We start from the raw sequence: 13403 nt of genomic DNA, 5'->3' as shown, positions 1-13403 counted from the left end.
TACAGCCCCCGACACGGTATTTTTGGGAACTTGACTTTCCTTCATTTGTGAGCCTTTACCCTCTAGTTGAGGTGGAAGGTTGCTTGTCTTTCACGGCGGTCCATCCGGACACGGGAAAGGCCGGCACCCTTGCGGGTACCGGCCTTCCTTGGTGCAACAAGGAGCTAGACAGAAGCCTTTTCCCGTTCCTGGGGAGCTTCGGCCACCTCGTCGTGAGCCATCATTGTTTGCTCGTCGAACGGTGCATTTCCGCTGAGAACCTGGTTGACCTGGGTTGAGTCGATCTCCTTGACCCAAGTGCCGATCAGGACGGTGGCCACGGCGTTGCCCGTGAAGTTGGTCAGGGCCCGGGCCTCGGACATGAAGCGGTCGATGCCAACGATCATTCCCACGCCGCCGAGGAGTTCGGGCTTGTGGGCCTGGAGGCCGGCGGCCAGGGTGGCCAGGCCTGCTCCGGTGACGCCTGCCGCGCCCTTGGAAGCGATGATCATGAAGACCAGCAGGGAGATCTGCGCGCCGAGGTCAAGGGGTGTGCCCATGGCGTTGGCGACGAACAGCGAGGCCATTGTCAGGTAGATCGCAGTTCCGTCGAGGTTGAAGGAGTAACCGGTGGGAACCGTGACACCGACCACGGGCTTGGAGACACCGAGGTGTTCCATCTTGGCAATGAGGCGCGGAAGGGCAGCTTCGGAGGATGACGTGGAGAAGATGAGGAGGTACTCGCGGGCGAGGTACTTCATCAGCTTGAAGATATTGACGCCGGCTACCGTGCGGAGCAAGGTGCCGAGGATGACCACGATGAACAGTGCGCAGGTGATGTAGAAGGCGAGCATCAGCGTGAACATGCTCAGGATTGCCTGGGCGCCGGTTGCACCGACGACGGCGGCGATGGCGCCGAAGGCGCCTACCGGGGCGAGCCACATGATCATGATGAGGATGCGGAAGACCAATCGCTGGCCGTGGCCGATGGCGTTGAGGATCGGCTGGCCCTGCTTGCCCATCTTCTGGAGTGCGAAACCTACCAGGATAGCCGCGAGCAGCGTCGGCAGGACCGGGATATCGCCCGGGATGATCCCGAGGAGGAAGTCCACGGTGCTGTCCGTTGCGGCCTTCTTGTTGGGGTCATAGGGAGTGAGCTTCAGCCCTTCTCCGGGATGGATCAGGTTGCCCACTACCAGGCCGATGGCGAGGGCGAAGGTGGACATGGCCACGAAGTAGCCCAGGGCAAGTCCGCCGACTTTTCCGACGGTGGCTGCCTTGGCGATGGAGCCGATGCCCAGGACGATGGTGCAGAAGATCACGGGCGCGATCATCATCTTGATCAGCTTGATGAAGCCGTCGCCGAGCGGCTTGAGCGATTTCCCTGCTTCGGGGAACACGAGGCCCACCACGGCTCCAAGGACTACGGCCAGGATGACGGCGATGTAGAGGTAATGCGACTTGTCGAGCCCCTTACGCCCTCCTGCGGCGGCGACTGCCGACTCTCCTCGTTGAGAGGTCATTGGATTCTCCTTCTGGATACTGTGTAAGGCGCCGCGGTGCTGCTTGCCAGCCCACTCCGCTGTCCTTGTGTGATATCCATCATTCAGCCAGTGGTGACACGTATCACCGTTGCGGTCATATTGGTCATGGGAGGCCACACGTGTTTCACAGCTGGAGTATTGCCCGCCGCCTGTTCGTGGCGAACTTGCTGTTCGTCCTGGTCCTCACCGCGGTGTTCGGCGCCTTCTCGGTAGTGGAGGCCCGCGACCGGGCGTACGACGATGCAGGCATCCGGATGCGGGCCATCGCTACGTCCATAGCCAACAACCCCTTTGTGCTGCAGGCCGCCGCCGCACCTGATCCGACAGCTTCCCTGCAGCCCTACGCCATGGAGGTGATGGCCGACGCCGAGGCCGACTTCATCACCATCATGGCGCCGGACAGGACACGCTGGACCCACCCCCGGCCCGAGGAAATCGGAGGGGCGTACATCGGGACCATTGAGCCGGTGCTGCGGGGCGAAACGTTTACGGAAGTTACGGCCGGTACGCTTGGGCCTTCCGTCCGGACCATTGCCCCCGTCAAGGACCCGGAGGGCACCGTGAAGGCCTTGGTAGCCGCCGGTGTCACTGTCCGCACCGTGGACACGGATCTGGCCCAACGGCTGGGGGTCATTGGCGGCATCGCCATAGGTGTGCTGATCTTCGGTTCCTTCGCATCCTGGCTGCTGGGCCGCTACCTCCGTACGGTCACCCGCGGCTGGGGTCCTGAACAGCTTGCCCAGTTGTTCGCCTATTACGAATCAGTCCTGCATTCGGTCCGGGAGGGACTCATCCTCATCGACACGCAGGGCAAAGCGGTGATGTACAACGACCAGGCCGCAGAGCTGCTGGGACTCCAGCCCGCGGCTGCCGACCGCTCCCCCGACCAGGCTCCACGGCTCAGCGAGCTTCCGCTGGAAGGCAGCCTCAAAGCATTGTTTGAATCCGGTAGGACCGCCCATGACGAGATCCACTTGACGGGTTCACGCATCCTGGTGGTCAACCAGGCCCCTGCTGCCGGACCGACCTCCACGCGAAACCGGCAAAAGCCCGCCGTGTACGGCACCGTTGCCACCATCCGGGACCGTACGGAGATCGAGTCGCTCGGCACGGAACTGGAAACCATGAAGACACTGTCCGACGCGCTGCGGGCACAGACCCACGAACACGCCAACCGGCTTCACATGATCGTGTCCCTCCTGGAATTGGGCCGCACGCCGGAGGCCTTGGAATTCGCTACCAAGGATTTGGAGTTGAGCCAGCAATTGACCGACGACATGCTCGCTTCCGTCGACGAGCCGGTCATGAGTGCGCTGGTGATGGGCAAAGCCGCGGAAGCCCACGAACGTGGCGTGGAGCTTTCCGTCCGGACATCGGGCAACGCCGACGTGCGCGGCGTGGAAATCCAGGACCTGGTGACCATCCTCGGAAACCTGCTGGACAACGCGATCGACGCCGCGGCCGCCGGCGAGCCGCCCCGGAAGGTGGAGTTGGCCGTGGGCGCCGGGGACGCCGTCGTCGAACTTACGGTCCGGGACTCGGGCCCCGGGATCGACCCGACCTCCATTGACGACATCCTGCAGTACGGCTACAGCACCAAGTCCCCGCACGATCCCCGCGGCGGCCACGGCAGGGGCGTCGGGCTGGCCTTGGTCCGCCAGGCTGTCCGGCGGCTGAACGGTAGGATGTCCATCGACAACCGGGGGCTCACCGATGGTGGTGAGGGGTCGGTTGACGGCACCGGAGGCGCCCGCTTCCATGTTGTACTGCCCGCGCCCGTTCCCAAGGAAGAGAAGGCATGACGGACATCCGCGTTCTGGTGGTCGAGGACGAACCCATTGCCTCGGACGCACATTCCACTTACGTCGGCAGGGTTGAGGGTTTTACGCTGGTCGGCACTGCGGCGGATGGACAGTCGGCGCTCCGGATCCTGGGCGAGTTTTCCGCGTCCGGCGCGCCCGTGGACCTCGTGCTCCTGGATATGAACCTGCCGGACCTGCACGGCCTGGACGTCGCGCGGCGCATGCGTTCGGCCGGAATATTCGCTGACATCATCGCCATTACTGCGGTCCGCGAACTCAGCATCGTCCGGAGCGCGGTGTCGATCGGGGTCGTGCAGTACCTGATCAAACCCTTCACCTACGCCACCTTCGCCGACAAGCTCAACAGCTACCGCACCTTCCGGGACCAATTGGCCGGCCCCGCTGCAGGCCCGTCGAAAGCCGGCGCCTCCCAAAGCGACGTGGACCAGGCGTTCGCCAGCCTCCGGGCCCCCACGGAACTGCCCCTGCCAAAAGGGCTGTCCGGGTCTTCCCTTGACATGGTGAAGGAGTTCGTCCGGGGCAACCCGGGACCGGTGTCGGCGAGCGAAGTAATGGAATCGCTCGGGATGTCCCGGGTCACGGCGCGTCGCTACCTCGAGTACCTCGCCGACGCCGGAACTGTCACCCGGGCGCCCAGGTACGGCACGCCGGGGCGCCCGGAGAACGAATACGGCTGGAACCGGAACTAGCACTCCTTTGTATACATTCAACCCGTGCAGAGCAGCGCACTAGCGCTTAAGGGGCCTTGATGTATACACTGGCGGCATGCGCGCTAGTGACCGGGCTTACGCCACCCTCCGGGAGGACATCGTTGAGTGGCGTCTTCGTCCGGGGGCGGTCCTGGCCGAAGTGGAGCAATCCGAGCGGCTTGGCGTGTCCCGCACTCCCCTTCGGGAGGCATTGGGCCGGCTGACCGCAGAAGGACTGACGACGGCGGCAGGCGGCCGCGGCGTCGTTGTCACCGACATCTCCCTCGACAGCATCGATGAACTTTTCGAACTGCGCGAAACCCTGGAGGTCCGCGCAGCAGCCCTCGCTGCCGTTCGCGGGGAACCCGCCGTGTTTGCGGACTTGCAGGCCCAACTCCTCAGGGCACCTGAACTGCTCAGCAGCGAAGACCCTGCGCGCCGCGACTACTACGCCCTGGTCAGCCGGCTGGATGACGCCATGGACGCCGCCATCGCAAATTCCTACCTGGCCCAAGCCATGCGCAACCTGCGCGTGCACTTGGTCCGGGTGCGGCGCCTCGCGGCCGACGACACGGCGCGGCTAAAGGCGGCGTCCGCAGAGCACGCTGCCATCGCCGAGGCCATAGCTGCCGGAAACAGCCGGCTGGCTGAAGCGGCTACCACCGTCCACCTGCACCGCAGCCTTACCCATCTCAAAGCCACATACGCGGCACGCTGAAACGCCCTACCCGAAGGAGCACCATGGTCCGGAACCACCACGTTCGTGTTTACAAGTCCGAGGAGAACCTCCCGCGTGAGGAGCAGTTGGCCCACAAGATCGCGGTGGTTGCCGCTGACCCCGTAGACGTGACGCCGGAAGTGACGGAGATGGTGATCAACCGGATCATCGACAACGCCTCCGTGGCAATTGCTTCGCTGAACCGTGCACCGATCGTTGCCGCGAGGGCGCAGGCACTGGCCCACGGCCCCTCCGCCAACGGCAAGGGCGCCAAGGTGTTCGGCATCGATGAGCGGGTCTCCCCGGAGTGGGCTGCCTGGGCCAACGGCGTGGCGGTACGGGAACTGGATTACCACGACACCTTCCTGGCCGCCGATTACTCCCACCCCGGCGACAACATTCCCCCGATCCTGGCCGTTGCCCAGCACACCGGGGCCAACGGCGCCGACCTCGTCCGGGCGATCGCCACCGGCTATGAAATCCAGGTGAACCTGGTCAAGGCCATCTGCCTGCACAAGCACAAGATCGACCATGTAGCCCACCTCGGTCCCTCGGCCGCCGCCGGCATCGGAACCCTGCTTGGCCTGGACGTGGAGACCATCTTCCAGTCCGTGGGCCAGGCACTGCACACCACTACCGCCACCCGGCAGTCCCGCAAGGGCGAAATCTCCACCTGGAAAGCCCACGCCCCGGCCTTCGCCGGCAAGATGGCCATTGAATCCGCCGACCGTGCCATGCGCGGACAGACCTCCCCCGTGCCGATCTACGAGGGCGAAGACGGCGTGATCGCCTGGATGCTCGATGGCCCCGATGCCTCCTACGAAGTGCCGCTGCCGGAAAAGGGCGAGGCCAAGCGCGCCATCCTTGACACCTACACCAAGGAACATTCCGCCGAGTACCAGGCCCAGGCCTGGATCGATTTGGCCCGCAAGCTCAACCGCGAGCACCCCGAAACCACCGACCCCGCCAACGTGGACTCCGTGCTGATCAAGACCAGCCACCACACCCACTACGTCATCGGCTCCGGGGCCAACGACCCCCAGAAGTACTCCCCCACGGCGTCGCGGGAAACCCTGGACCACTCCATCCCGTACATCTTCACCGTCGCCCTGCAGGACGGCGCCTGGCACCACGTGGACTCCTACGCCCCCGAACGCGCCGCGCGCCCGGACACCGTGGAACTCTGGCACAAGGTCAGCACCGTGGAGGACCCCGAGTGGACCCGCCGCTACCACTCCCTCGACATCACGGAGAAAGCCTTCGGCGGCACCGTTGTCATCACACTCAAGGACGGCACGGTCATCACCGATGAAATCGCCGTCGCCGATGCCCACCCGCTCGGCGCCCGGCCGTTCGCCCGCGAGCAGTACGTCAACAAGTTCCGCACCCTCGCCGCCGGCCTGGTCGAGGAGGCCGAGATCGAACGGTTCCTCGCCGCCGTCGAACGCCTCACCGAACTCGGCGCCGGCGAACTTGACCAGCTCAACATCACCGCCGCCCCCGGCGTGATCAACCTCGAAGCAGCTCCGAAGGGACTGTTCTAAATGCTCTACTCCACCACCACGCCCGAACAGAAACGGGTGAAACTGCGGGAGCTGCTGGGCTCCGGGTCCGTGCAGCAATTCCCGGGCGCGTTCAACCCGCTCTCCGCCCGCCTCATCGAGGAAAAAGGCTTCGCCGGGGTCTACATCTCCGGGGCCGTCCTGGCCAACGACCTCGGCCTGCCCGACATCGGCCTGACCACCCTCACCGAAGTCGCCACCCGCGCAGGACAGATCGCCCGGATGACGGACCTGCCCTCCCTCGTGGACGCGGACACCGGCTTCGGTGAACCCATGAACGTGGCCCGCACCATCCAGGAACTCGAAAACGCCGGCCTGGCCGGCTGCCACATCGAGGACCAGTTCAACCCCAAACGCTGCGGCCATCTGGACGGCAAGAACGTGGTGGACCTCGACACCGCCACCAAGCGCATCCGCGCCGCAGCCGACGCACGCCGGGACCCGAACTTCCTCATCATGGCCCGCACGGACATCCGCGCCGTTGACGGTTTGGAGGCCGCGAAGGATCGTGCCAAAGCACTCGTGGACGCCGGCGCCGACGCGATCTTCCCCGAAGCCATGCGGGACCTTCACGAGTTCCAAGCCATTCGCGACGCCGTGGACGTGCCCATCCTGGCCAATATGACCGAGTTCGGAAAAAGCGAGCTCTTCACCGTCGAACAGCTCCAGGAGGTGGGCGTGAACATGGTCATCTACCCCGTCACCCTCCTCCGCATTGCCATGGGCGCAGCAGAGCGTACTCTGGAAACGATCAAGGCTGCGGGGACCCAAGAGGCGCAAGTAGAGAACATGCTCACGCGCGCTCGCCTCTACGAACTCGTGGACTACGAGGCATACAACCAGTTCGATACCGGCGTTTTCAATTTCCAGGTTCCTGGCATCCGCTAGGCCCGTACCAACAAGGGGACGCTGGCCACCGGAATCTTCCGGCGGCCGGCACTAGAACGAAGGAGTTCAACATGGCAGATGTTGACATCAAGAAGGGCCTCGCCGGAGTCGTGGTGGATTACACCGCAGTCTCCAAGGTCAACCCGGAGACGAACTCGCTGCTGTATCGCGGCTACCCGGTCCAGGAGCTGGCCGCCAAGTGCAGCTTCGAGGAAGTCGCCTACCTCCTCTGGAACGGTGAACTTCCAAACCAGGCCCAACTGGCTGAGTTCACAGCCCGCGAGCGCGCGGGCCGCGCGCTGGATCCCGTGGTCAAGACCGTGATCGACACGCTGCCCACTACCGCGCACCCCATGGACGTCTGCCGGACCGCGGCTTCAGTGCTTGGTGCACGCCACGAACTCGCCGAGGACTCCAGCCCCGAAGCCAACATGAAGAAGGCCATCGATCTGTGGGCTGCCATGCCTGCCGTGGTGGCCTACGACCAGCGCCGCCGCAGGGGCGAGGACGTCGTTGAACCCCGGGAAGACCTGGACTACTCAGCCAACTTCCTCTGGATGACATTCGGTGAGGAACCCGTTGACGAGGTGGTAGAGGCTTTCAACGTCTCGATGATCCTCTATGCGGAGCACTCGTTCAACGCCTCGACGTTCACCGCCCGCGTGGTGACCTCGACGCTGTCCGACCTGCACTCTGCCGTGACCGCAGCCATCGGGGCGCTCAAAGGACCCCTGCACGGCGGCGCCAACGAAGCTGTCATGCACACCTTCGACGAGATCGGCATCCGCAGCGAAGAAACACTCGAAGAAGCCGCGGCCAGGGCCCGGTCCTGGATGGAAGAAGCCCTCGCCCAAAAGAAGAAGATCATGGGTTTCGGTCACCGCGTCTACAAGCACGGCGACTCACGCGTTCCCACCATGAAGGCCGCCCTGGACAAGATGATTGCCCACTACGGCCGTCCGGAACTCCTGGGCCTGTACAACGGCCTTGAGCAGGCCATGGACGAGGCGAAGGCTATCAAGCCGAACCTCGACTACCCGGCCGGACCCACGTACCACCTGATGGGCTTTGACACCCAAACCTTCACGCCGTTGTTTGTGGCCAGCCGCATCACCGGGTGGACCGCCCACGTCATGGAGCAGCTGGCATCCAATTCCCTGATCCGGCCGCTCAGCGAATACAACGGCCCGGAGGAGCGCCACGTCCCCTAATACCGGGGCTTGAAAAGCAGTACTCGGGTGTGAAAGCACCACAAACGACGGCGGTTCTGCCACCTTAACGTGGCGGGGCCGCCGTCGTTCGCATGCACGAGTCCCCGCTTTGTTCCGGTGCCCTTAGCTGCCCGACCAGGCGACGGTGTAAACGCTCGCGACGCTCTGGTTGTCCGGCGCAAGGTCAACCTGCACTGCGATCCGTTGCCCCGCGATCATGGCCGGCAGCCAGTGTTCGGCGTCCGCCCACATGCGTTCCACGGGAAGCCGCGCCACCGGATACCAGTCTGGGGCGATCTCATCGCTTTCCGATGGCTCCCCTATCCAGGTACGCGTCAAATAGACGGTAGTGGCCATGTTCCATTCAGGCCGGGCAGGGAAGATGAAGTCGACCGTTCCCGCCTGGACGAGGTCCGCTACCCTGACCACGACGTTGATCTCTTCCATGACCTCGCGGACGGCTGCTTCCACGGCTGTCTCGCCGGGCTCCACGTGCCCTCCGACGCCTACGACCTTCCCGCTTCCGAAGCCCGTTTTCTTGGTACCAAGCAGGACGTGCTCTCCCTCGGCATCGTTTCGAAGAAGGAAGCAAAGAGTCACGTGGGCTGCTGTCATGCAGCCCACCTTAACCCGATATCCCCCGCTGGTGCCGCCATTGCTACAGTGAGCGCATGAACAACTCCGGGGGTGAAATGCGCGCGGCCACAGCCGCCGTCAGCGACAGCGGAACCATCGCGGAGCCGGGGGCAGCCGAAGCCCGGGAAACGTTGACCACTGAACCCGAAGCAACTAGGGCTCCGGGTAAGCCACAGCAAAAAGCTCCGCACCGTGATGTCCGGCTTCCCAAGTGGCTTGTAGCCCACCCCCTGTACGTCGGTTGGGCATGGACTGTTGTATGGGCCGGGCTGATCGTCGTGGACGAGGTGGTGGACCTGGCAGGCTGGACGTGGTATCTGCTGGTCTTCGCTGCCGCGCTGCCCACGATCGTCTCCACCCTGTTCGTCCTTCATGCAACGCCCCGCAGCCACCTGCGCGCAGTGGATTCCACGGTGCTGGGCCACTTCTTCGTCAGGTTCCTGGCACTCGTCGCGGCGTTCATGGTCTGGGCAGCTTCGGTGGTGATGAGTGCTTCCATCTCCACTACGGTCCAAACCCTCATCGGGGACTCGGAGAAAGAAGTCACTGCCCTGGGCTTCAACCTGATGCTGGCTGCCGTCCCGTTGGTGCTGTCCGTCCTGTGGATGGCTTTCATCATCCGCTGCGCATGGTTCCTGAGGCGGCTTCGTGGCTGGCGGGAAGTGCCGCTCAAGACCCGCGTCCCCAGGAAGTTCCTGCGCCGCCACCCGGACCTGAAGAGGGTAGTTGTGGGTTTGGCCCATCCGGGACTGTTGCTGGTTGCCGGGCTGGGAACGTCGCTGCTGGCGGTCTTCGTGGATGCCGTGGAACTCACCATCAGCGTCCTGGAGTAGGACGCCTGGATCCGTGGACGGTCAGCCCAGGGCGCGGGGATGCGCCGCTGCGTAGACTTCCCGCAGAGTATCTGCCGTCACCAGGGTGTAGACCTGCGTCGTGGTAACTGACGCGTGGCCCAACAATTCCTGCACCACCCGGACGTCTGCTCCACCTTCCAGGAGGTGGGTTGCGAAGGAATGGCGCAGCGTGTGTGGTGACACGTCCTTGGTGATGTTCGCTTTCTCCGCGGCAGCCTTGAGGATAGTCCAGGCGCTCTGGCGGGAAATCCTTCCGCCGCGGGCATTGAGGAACAAAGCCGGGGTCCCCTTACCCTTGGAGGCCAGGAGGGGCCGTCCACGGACGACATAGGCGTTGATAGCCCGGGCACCGTAGGAACCGAGCGGCACCAGCCGCTCTTTGGAACCCTTTCCGAAGAGCCTGACGATCGCAGGATCGCCCACCGCACCGTCCGGTGCAACACCGTCCGGTGCCACGCCGTCCGTTGTCGTACTCTCGGTTGACGTGCTGTCCAGCGAAACATCGTCCACATCCAGGCCGACCGCCTCGCTGATGCGCGCACCGGTGGAGTACAGGAATTCCAGGAGGGCCCGGTCCCGTAGTCCGGTGGCAGTGTCGGTGCCTGCTGCCTCCAGAATCCTCGTTACTTCGTCCACGGTGATGGCTTTCGGAAGCCTCCTGCCCGGCATCGGCGGGTGGACCTCGCTGGCGGGATCCGCCGTCGTGATTCCTTCCAGCGCCCAGAATTTATGCAATCCGCGGACCGCCACCACAGTGCGCGCTGCGGAGCGGACGTTCAGTGCCGACGCGCCGTCGGAACCGTCGGACAACGCCTGCACAAAGGCGGTGACGTGGTGTCTGGTGATGTCCCGGGGCCCGGATACTCCCTGGGCGGCCAGGAAGTTCGCGTAGCGGGCGAGGTCGCGTTTGTAGGCGGACAGGGTGTTGGCAGCCAACCCGCGTTCCACCCCCACGTGTTGGAGATAGTCAGTCATTGCGCGGTCAACACCGTTGACAGCGCGTGCCTCCCCGGGCCCGGGCATGCTCAGCGCTGGCTGGGGTGGGCCGGCCACGGGGCATCAGCAGGCCGCAGGCTGCTGAAGCCGTCCGCCTTGGCCGCCGCGGCAGCCAGGATGCCCAGCACTGCGGAGGGGTTATGCAGCCTGCCCTCCAGCACAGCGCGGACGGCATCTTCCAACGGAATCCAATGCAGTTCGATTTCGGCTTCTTCGTCCGTCCGGACGTGGCGGTCGGCCTCCGGCACGTCCGTGAGTCCCCGGGCAAGGTAGATACGGACCGCTTCGCTGGAGGAGCCCGGTGAGTTGAAGAAGTCAACCAGGACGTTCCATGTCGCAGCAACGAGGTCGGCTTCTTCGGCAAGTTCGCGGGCAGCACCGACGACGAAGTCCTCCCCCTCGATGTCCAACAGCCCGGCCGGGATCTCCCAGAGGTCCATGCCTACCGGGTGCCGGTACTGCTTGAGCAGCAGCACTTCACCGTCCACGTTCATGGGCAGGACTGCCACCGCGCCGGGATGGTCGATGTAGTCCCGGACCAGCGCGTCAGTATCCTCCGCAAGCTGGAATTCGTCGCTGACAACGTCCCAAATGCGGCCCTCGTAGACCTTGCTGGAAGACAAAAGACGGCGCGGGCTCGGCACGTCCGAAACCTGCCGTGTCGTGTTGGGGGTTTCAGAAGTACCGGGCATCGCGCCGTCCTTTGCTTATTCGGTTATTACTTGGCAGCTACCGTGCGGGCGCCGGTATCGGTCCCGACAGCGGCACCTTCGCGGCGCTCAAGCGCGGCCTTGACCAGTCCGGCAAACAGCGGGTGCGGACGGGTGGGACGTGAGCTGAGCTCCGGGTGGGCCTGCGTAGCTACGTAGTACGGGTGGACTTCGCGGGGAAGCTCAACGTACTCAACCAGCTTGCCGTCAGGTGAGGTACCGGAGAACACCAGGCCCTGGGCCGCAATCTGATCGCGGTATTTGTTGTTTACCTCGTAGCGGTGCCGGTGGCGTTCGCTGACAGTGGTGGTGCCGTAGGTCTCGGCAACCACGGAGCCTTCGTCGAGCTTGGCCTCGTAGAGTCCCAGGCGCATGGTGCCGCCGAGGTCTCCCTTGCCTTCCACGATGTCCAGCTGCTCTTCCATAGTGGCAATGACCGGGTACTTGGAATCGGGCTCGAACTCGCTCGAGGATGCACCTTCAAGGCCCACGACGTTGCGTGCGTATTCGATCACCATGCACTGCAGGCCAAGGCACAAGCCAAGAACGGGGAGCTTGGTTTCGCGGGCGAACTTCAGGGCGCCCAGCTTGCCTTCAAGGCCGCGGATGCCGAAGCCGCCGGGCACGCAGATGGCATCCACGCCGGCCAAGGACTTGGTGGCCCCTTCCAGCGTTTCGCACTCATCCGAGGGCACCCAACGGATCTTGACCTTGGCTTCGTTGGCGAAACCGCCGGCACGGAGGGCTTCGGTCACCGAAAGGTAAGCATCAGGAAGGTCGATGTACTTACCCACCAGGGCGATCTCCACATGGTGCTTCGGGTTGTGGACGGCTTCGAGCAGCTTGTCCCACTTGCTCCAGTCGACGTCCTTGAACGGCAGGTCCAGGGCCCGGACGATGTAGGAATCCAGCCCCTGGGAATGCAGGGTCTTGGGGATGTCATAGATGCTCGGCGCGTCGGCTGCGTTGACCACGGCGTCAATGTCGACGTCGCACATGCGGCCGATCTTCTCACGCATGGCCTCGGGCACCTCGCGGTCCGAACGGATCACGATCGCCTCGGGCTGGATGCCGATGGAACGCAGTGCTGCCACGGAGTGCTGCGTCGGCTTGGTCTTCAGTTCCTGGGACGGACCGATGTACGGAACCAGCGAAACGTGCAGGAAGAACACGTTGCTCCGGCCGACGTCCTGGCGCACCTGGCGGGCGGACTCCAAGAACGGCTGGGACTCGATATCGCCCACCGTGCCGCCGATTTCAGTGATGATGACGTCGGGAGCGTTCTTGCCCTCGGCGGGCAGGCGCATGCGGCGCTTGATTTCATCAGTGATGTGCGGGATGACCTGGACGGTGTCCCCGAGGTATTCGCCGCGACGTTCCTTGGCAATGACCGTGGAGTAGACCTGGCCTGTTGTGACGTTGGCCGAGCCTTCGAGGTTTTCGTCAAGGAAACGTTCGTAGTGTCCGATGTCGAGGTCGGTCTCTGCGCCATCATCGGTGACAAAAACTTCGCCGTGCTGGAAGGGATTCATCGTGCCCGGATCCACGTTCAGATAGGGATCGAGCTTCTGCATAGTTACAGACAAACCGCGTGCCCGCAGCAGGTGGCCGAGGCTGGAAGCCGTCAGACCCTTACCGAGCGAGGACGCCACACCACCGGTGACGAAGATGTGTTTGGTCGTCTTGGACGAGCCCGGGAACCGGGAATTTACACGGGAATTTGATCGCTGCACCACGGAATTCGAGCTTATCATCAATTACGCCTTCCAAGCGTCCGGTTCGGGTTCCCCAAA

Annotated in this window: 12 protein-coding genes; 7 read left to right on the top strand and 5 right to left on the bottom strand. The window is 64.0% G+C overall.

The features are described from left to right. Nucleotides 1-164: 164 nt before the first annotated feature. Complete coding sequence (locus RI444_RS07540) at nucleotides 165-1502, bottom strand: cation:dicarboxylate symporter family transporter (protein WP_021473407.1); 1338 nt, start codon at nucleotides 1500-1502, stop codon at nucleotides 165-167. Nucleotides 1503-1642: 140 nt separating this feature from the next. Between RI444_RS07540 and RI444_RS07535 the strand changes: the two genes are divergently transcribed. From RI444_RS07535 to RI444_RS07510, 6 genes are all read left to right on the top strand, one after another. Then, nucleotides 1643-3325 carry a sensor histidine kinase gene (locus RI444_RS07535; RefSeq protein WP_207604895.1) on the top strand — a complete coding sequence of 561 codons (1683 nt, stop codon included), beginning with the start codon at nucleotides 1643-1645 and terminating at the stop codon, nucleotides 3323-3325. After that, entirely contained in the window at nucleotides 3322-4035 is a 714-nt protein-coding gene (locus tag RI444_RS07530; RefSeq protein ID WP_062096066.1) for a response regulator, read from the top strand. The genes RI444_RS07535 and RI444_RS07530 overlap by 4 nt, the downstream gene beginning before the upstream one ends. Before the next feature lie 76 nt (nucleotides 4036-4111). Next, nucleotides 4112-4753 (top strand): GntR family transcriptional regulator, encoded by a 642-nt coding sequence (locus tag RI444_RS07525; RefSeq protein ID WP_062096064.1) that lies wholly within the window; start codon nucleotides 4112-4114, stop codon nucleotides 4751-4753. A gap of 23 nt (nucleotides 4754-4776) precedes the next feature. Beyond that, nucleotides 4777-6297, top strand: coding sequence for an MmgE/PrpD family protein (locus RI444_RS07520; protein WP_069695315.1), 1521 nt, complete (start codon nucleotides 4777-4779; stop codon nucleotides 6295-6297). Then, nucleotides 6298-7203, top strand: coding sequence for a methylisocitrate lyase (gene prpB, locus RI444_RS07515; protein WP_069695314.1), 906 nt, complete (start codon nucleotides 6298-6300; stop codon nucleotides 7201-7203). It abuts the gene before it with no gap. Between the two features lie 71 nt (nucleotides 7204-7274). Next, complete coding sequence (locus tag RI444_RS07510) at nucleotides 7275-8414, top strand: bifunctional 2-methylcitrate synthase/citrate synthase (RefSeq protein WP_021473413.1); 1140 nt, start codon at nucleotides 7275-7277, stop codon at nucleotides 8412-8414. A gap of 123 nt (nucleotides 8415-8537) precedes the next feature. Here RI444_RS07510 and RI444_RS07505 read toward each other — a convergent pair whose 3' ends face one another. Further along, nucleotides 8538-9029: an 8-oxo-dGTP diphosphatase gene (locus tag RI444_RS07505; RefSeq protein WP_207604896.1), complete on the bottom strand. Its 492-nt coding sequence runs from the start codon at nucleotides 9027-9029 to the stop codon at nucleotides 8538-8540. A 56-nt stretch (nucleotides 9030-9085) separates the two neighbouring features. On the opposite strand from RI444_RS07505, the gene RI444_RS07500 reads away from it, so the two are divergent. Next, complete coding sequence (locus tag RI444_RS07500) at nucleotides 9086-9883, top strand: hypothetical protein (RefSeq protein ID WP_139126791.1); 798 nt, start codon at nucleotides 9086-9088, stop codon at nucleotides 9881-9883. Between the two features lie 21 nt (nucleotides 9884-9904). Here the strand turns inward: RI444_RS07500 and xerD are convergent, their stop codons facing one another. Genes xerD through RI444_RS07485 form a run of 3 tightly spaced genes read right to left on the bottom strand, consistent with a single transcriptional unit; the run spans nucleotide 9905 to nucleotide 13364 of the window. After that, nucleotides 9905-10927 (bottom strand): site-specific tyrosine recombinase XerD, encoded by a 1023-nt coding sequence (gene xerD / locus RI444_RS07495; protein ID WP_079941248.1) that lies wholly within the window; start codon nucleotides 10925-10927, stop codon nucleotides 9905-9907. Between the two features lie 2 nt (nucleotides 10928-10929). Further along, on the bottom strand, nucleotides 10930-11592 hold the full coding sequence (locus RI444_RS07490) for an NUDIX domain-containing protein (RefSeq protein WP_021473417.1): 663 nt from the start codon (nucleotides 11590-11592) through the stop codon (nucleotides 10930-10932). Nucleotides 11593-11618: 26 nt separating this feature from the next. Then, the gene (locus tag RI444_RS07485; protein ID WP_207604897.1) at nucleotides 11619-13364 is read right to left on the bottom strand and encodes a CTP synthase; all 1746 of its coding nucleotides are present in this window, start codon (nucleotides 13362-13364) and stop codon (nucleotides 11619-11621) included. Nucleotides 13365-13403 lie beyond the last annotated feature (39 nt).

The organism is Paenarthrobacter sp. AT5, from assembly GCF_032764245.1.
GTDB classification, from domain to species: domain Bacteria; phylum Actinomycetota; class Actinomycetes; order Actinomycetales; family Micrococcaceae; genus Arthrobacter; species Arthrobacter ureafaciens.
Note: the sequence above shows the minus strand (reverse complement) of the source record. Positions and strands in the feature narration are given on the sequence as shown.

Excerpts from the sequence above, each read along its gene's own strand:
- RI444_RS07520 (WP_069695315.1), top strand. The coding sequence starts at position 4,777 with ATGGTCCGGAACCACCACGTTCGTGTTTACAAGTCCGAGGAGAACCTC.
- RI444_RS07505 (WP_207604896.1), bottom strand. The coding sequence starts at position 9,029 with ATGACAGCAGCCCACGTGACTCTTTGCTTCCTTCTTCGAAACGATGCC.
- xerD (WP_079941248.1), bottom strand. The coding sequence starts at position 10,927 with ATGCCCGGGCCCGGGGAGGCACGCGCTGTCAACGGTGTTGACCGCGCA.
- RI444_RS07530 (WP_062096066.1), top strand. The coding sequence starts at position 3,322 with ATGACGGACATCCGCGTTCTGGTGGTCGAGGACGAACCCATTGCCTCG.
- RI444_RS07540 (WP_021473407.1), bottom strand. The coding sequence starts at position 1,502 with ATGACCTCTCAACGAGGAGAGTCGGCAGTCGCCGCCGCAGGAGGGCGT.
- RI444_RS07490 (WP_021473417.1), bottom strand. The coding sequence starts at position 11,592 with ATGCCCGGTACTTCTGAAACCCCCAACACGACACGGCAGGTTTCGGAC.
- RI444_RS07525 (WP_062096064.1), top strand. The coding sequence starts at position 4,112 with ATGCGCGCTAGTGACCGGGCTTACGCCACCCTCCGGGAGGACATCGTT.
- prpB (WP_069695314.1), top strand. The coding sequence starts at position 6,298 with ATGCTCTACTCCACCACCACGCCCGAACAGAAACGGGTGAAACTGCGG.
- RI444_RS07500 (WP_139126791.1), top strand. The coding sequence starts at position 9,086 with ATGAACAACTCCGGGGGTGAAATGCGCGCGGCCACAGCCGCCGTCAGC.
- RI444_RS07510 (WP_021473413.1), top strand. The coding sequence starts at position 7,275 with ATGGCAGATGTTGACATCAAGAAGGGCCTCGCCGGAGTCGTGGTGGAT.
- RI444_RS07485 (WP_207604897.1), bottom strand. The coding sequence starts at position 13,364 with ATGATAAGCTCGAATTCCGTGGTGCAGCGATCAAATTCCCGTGTAAAT.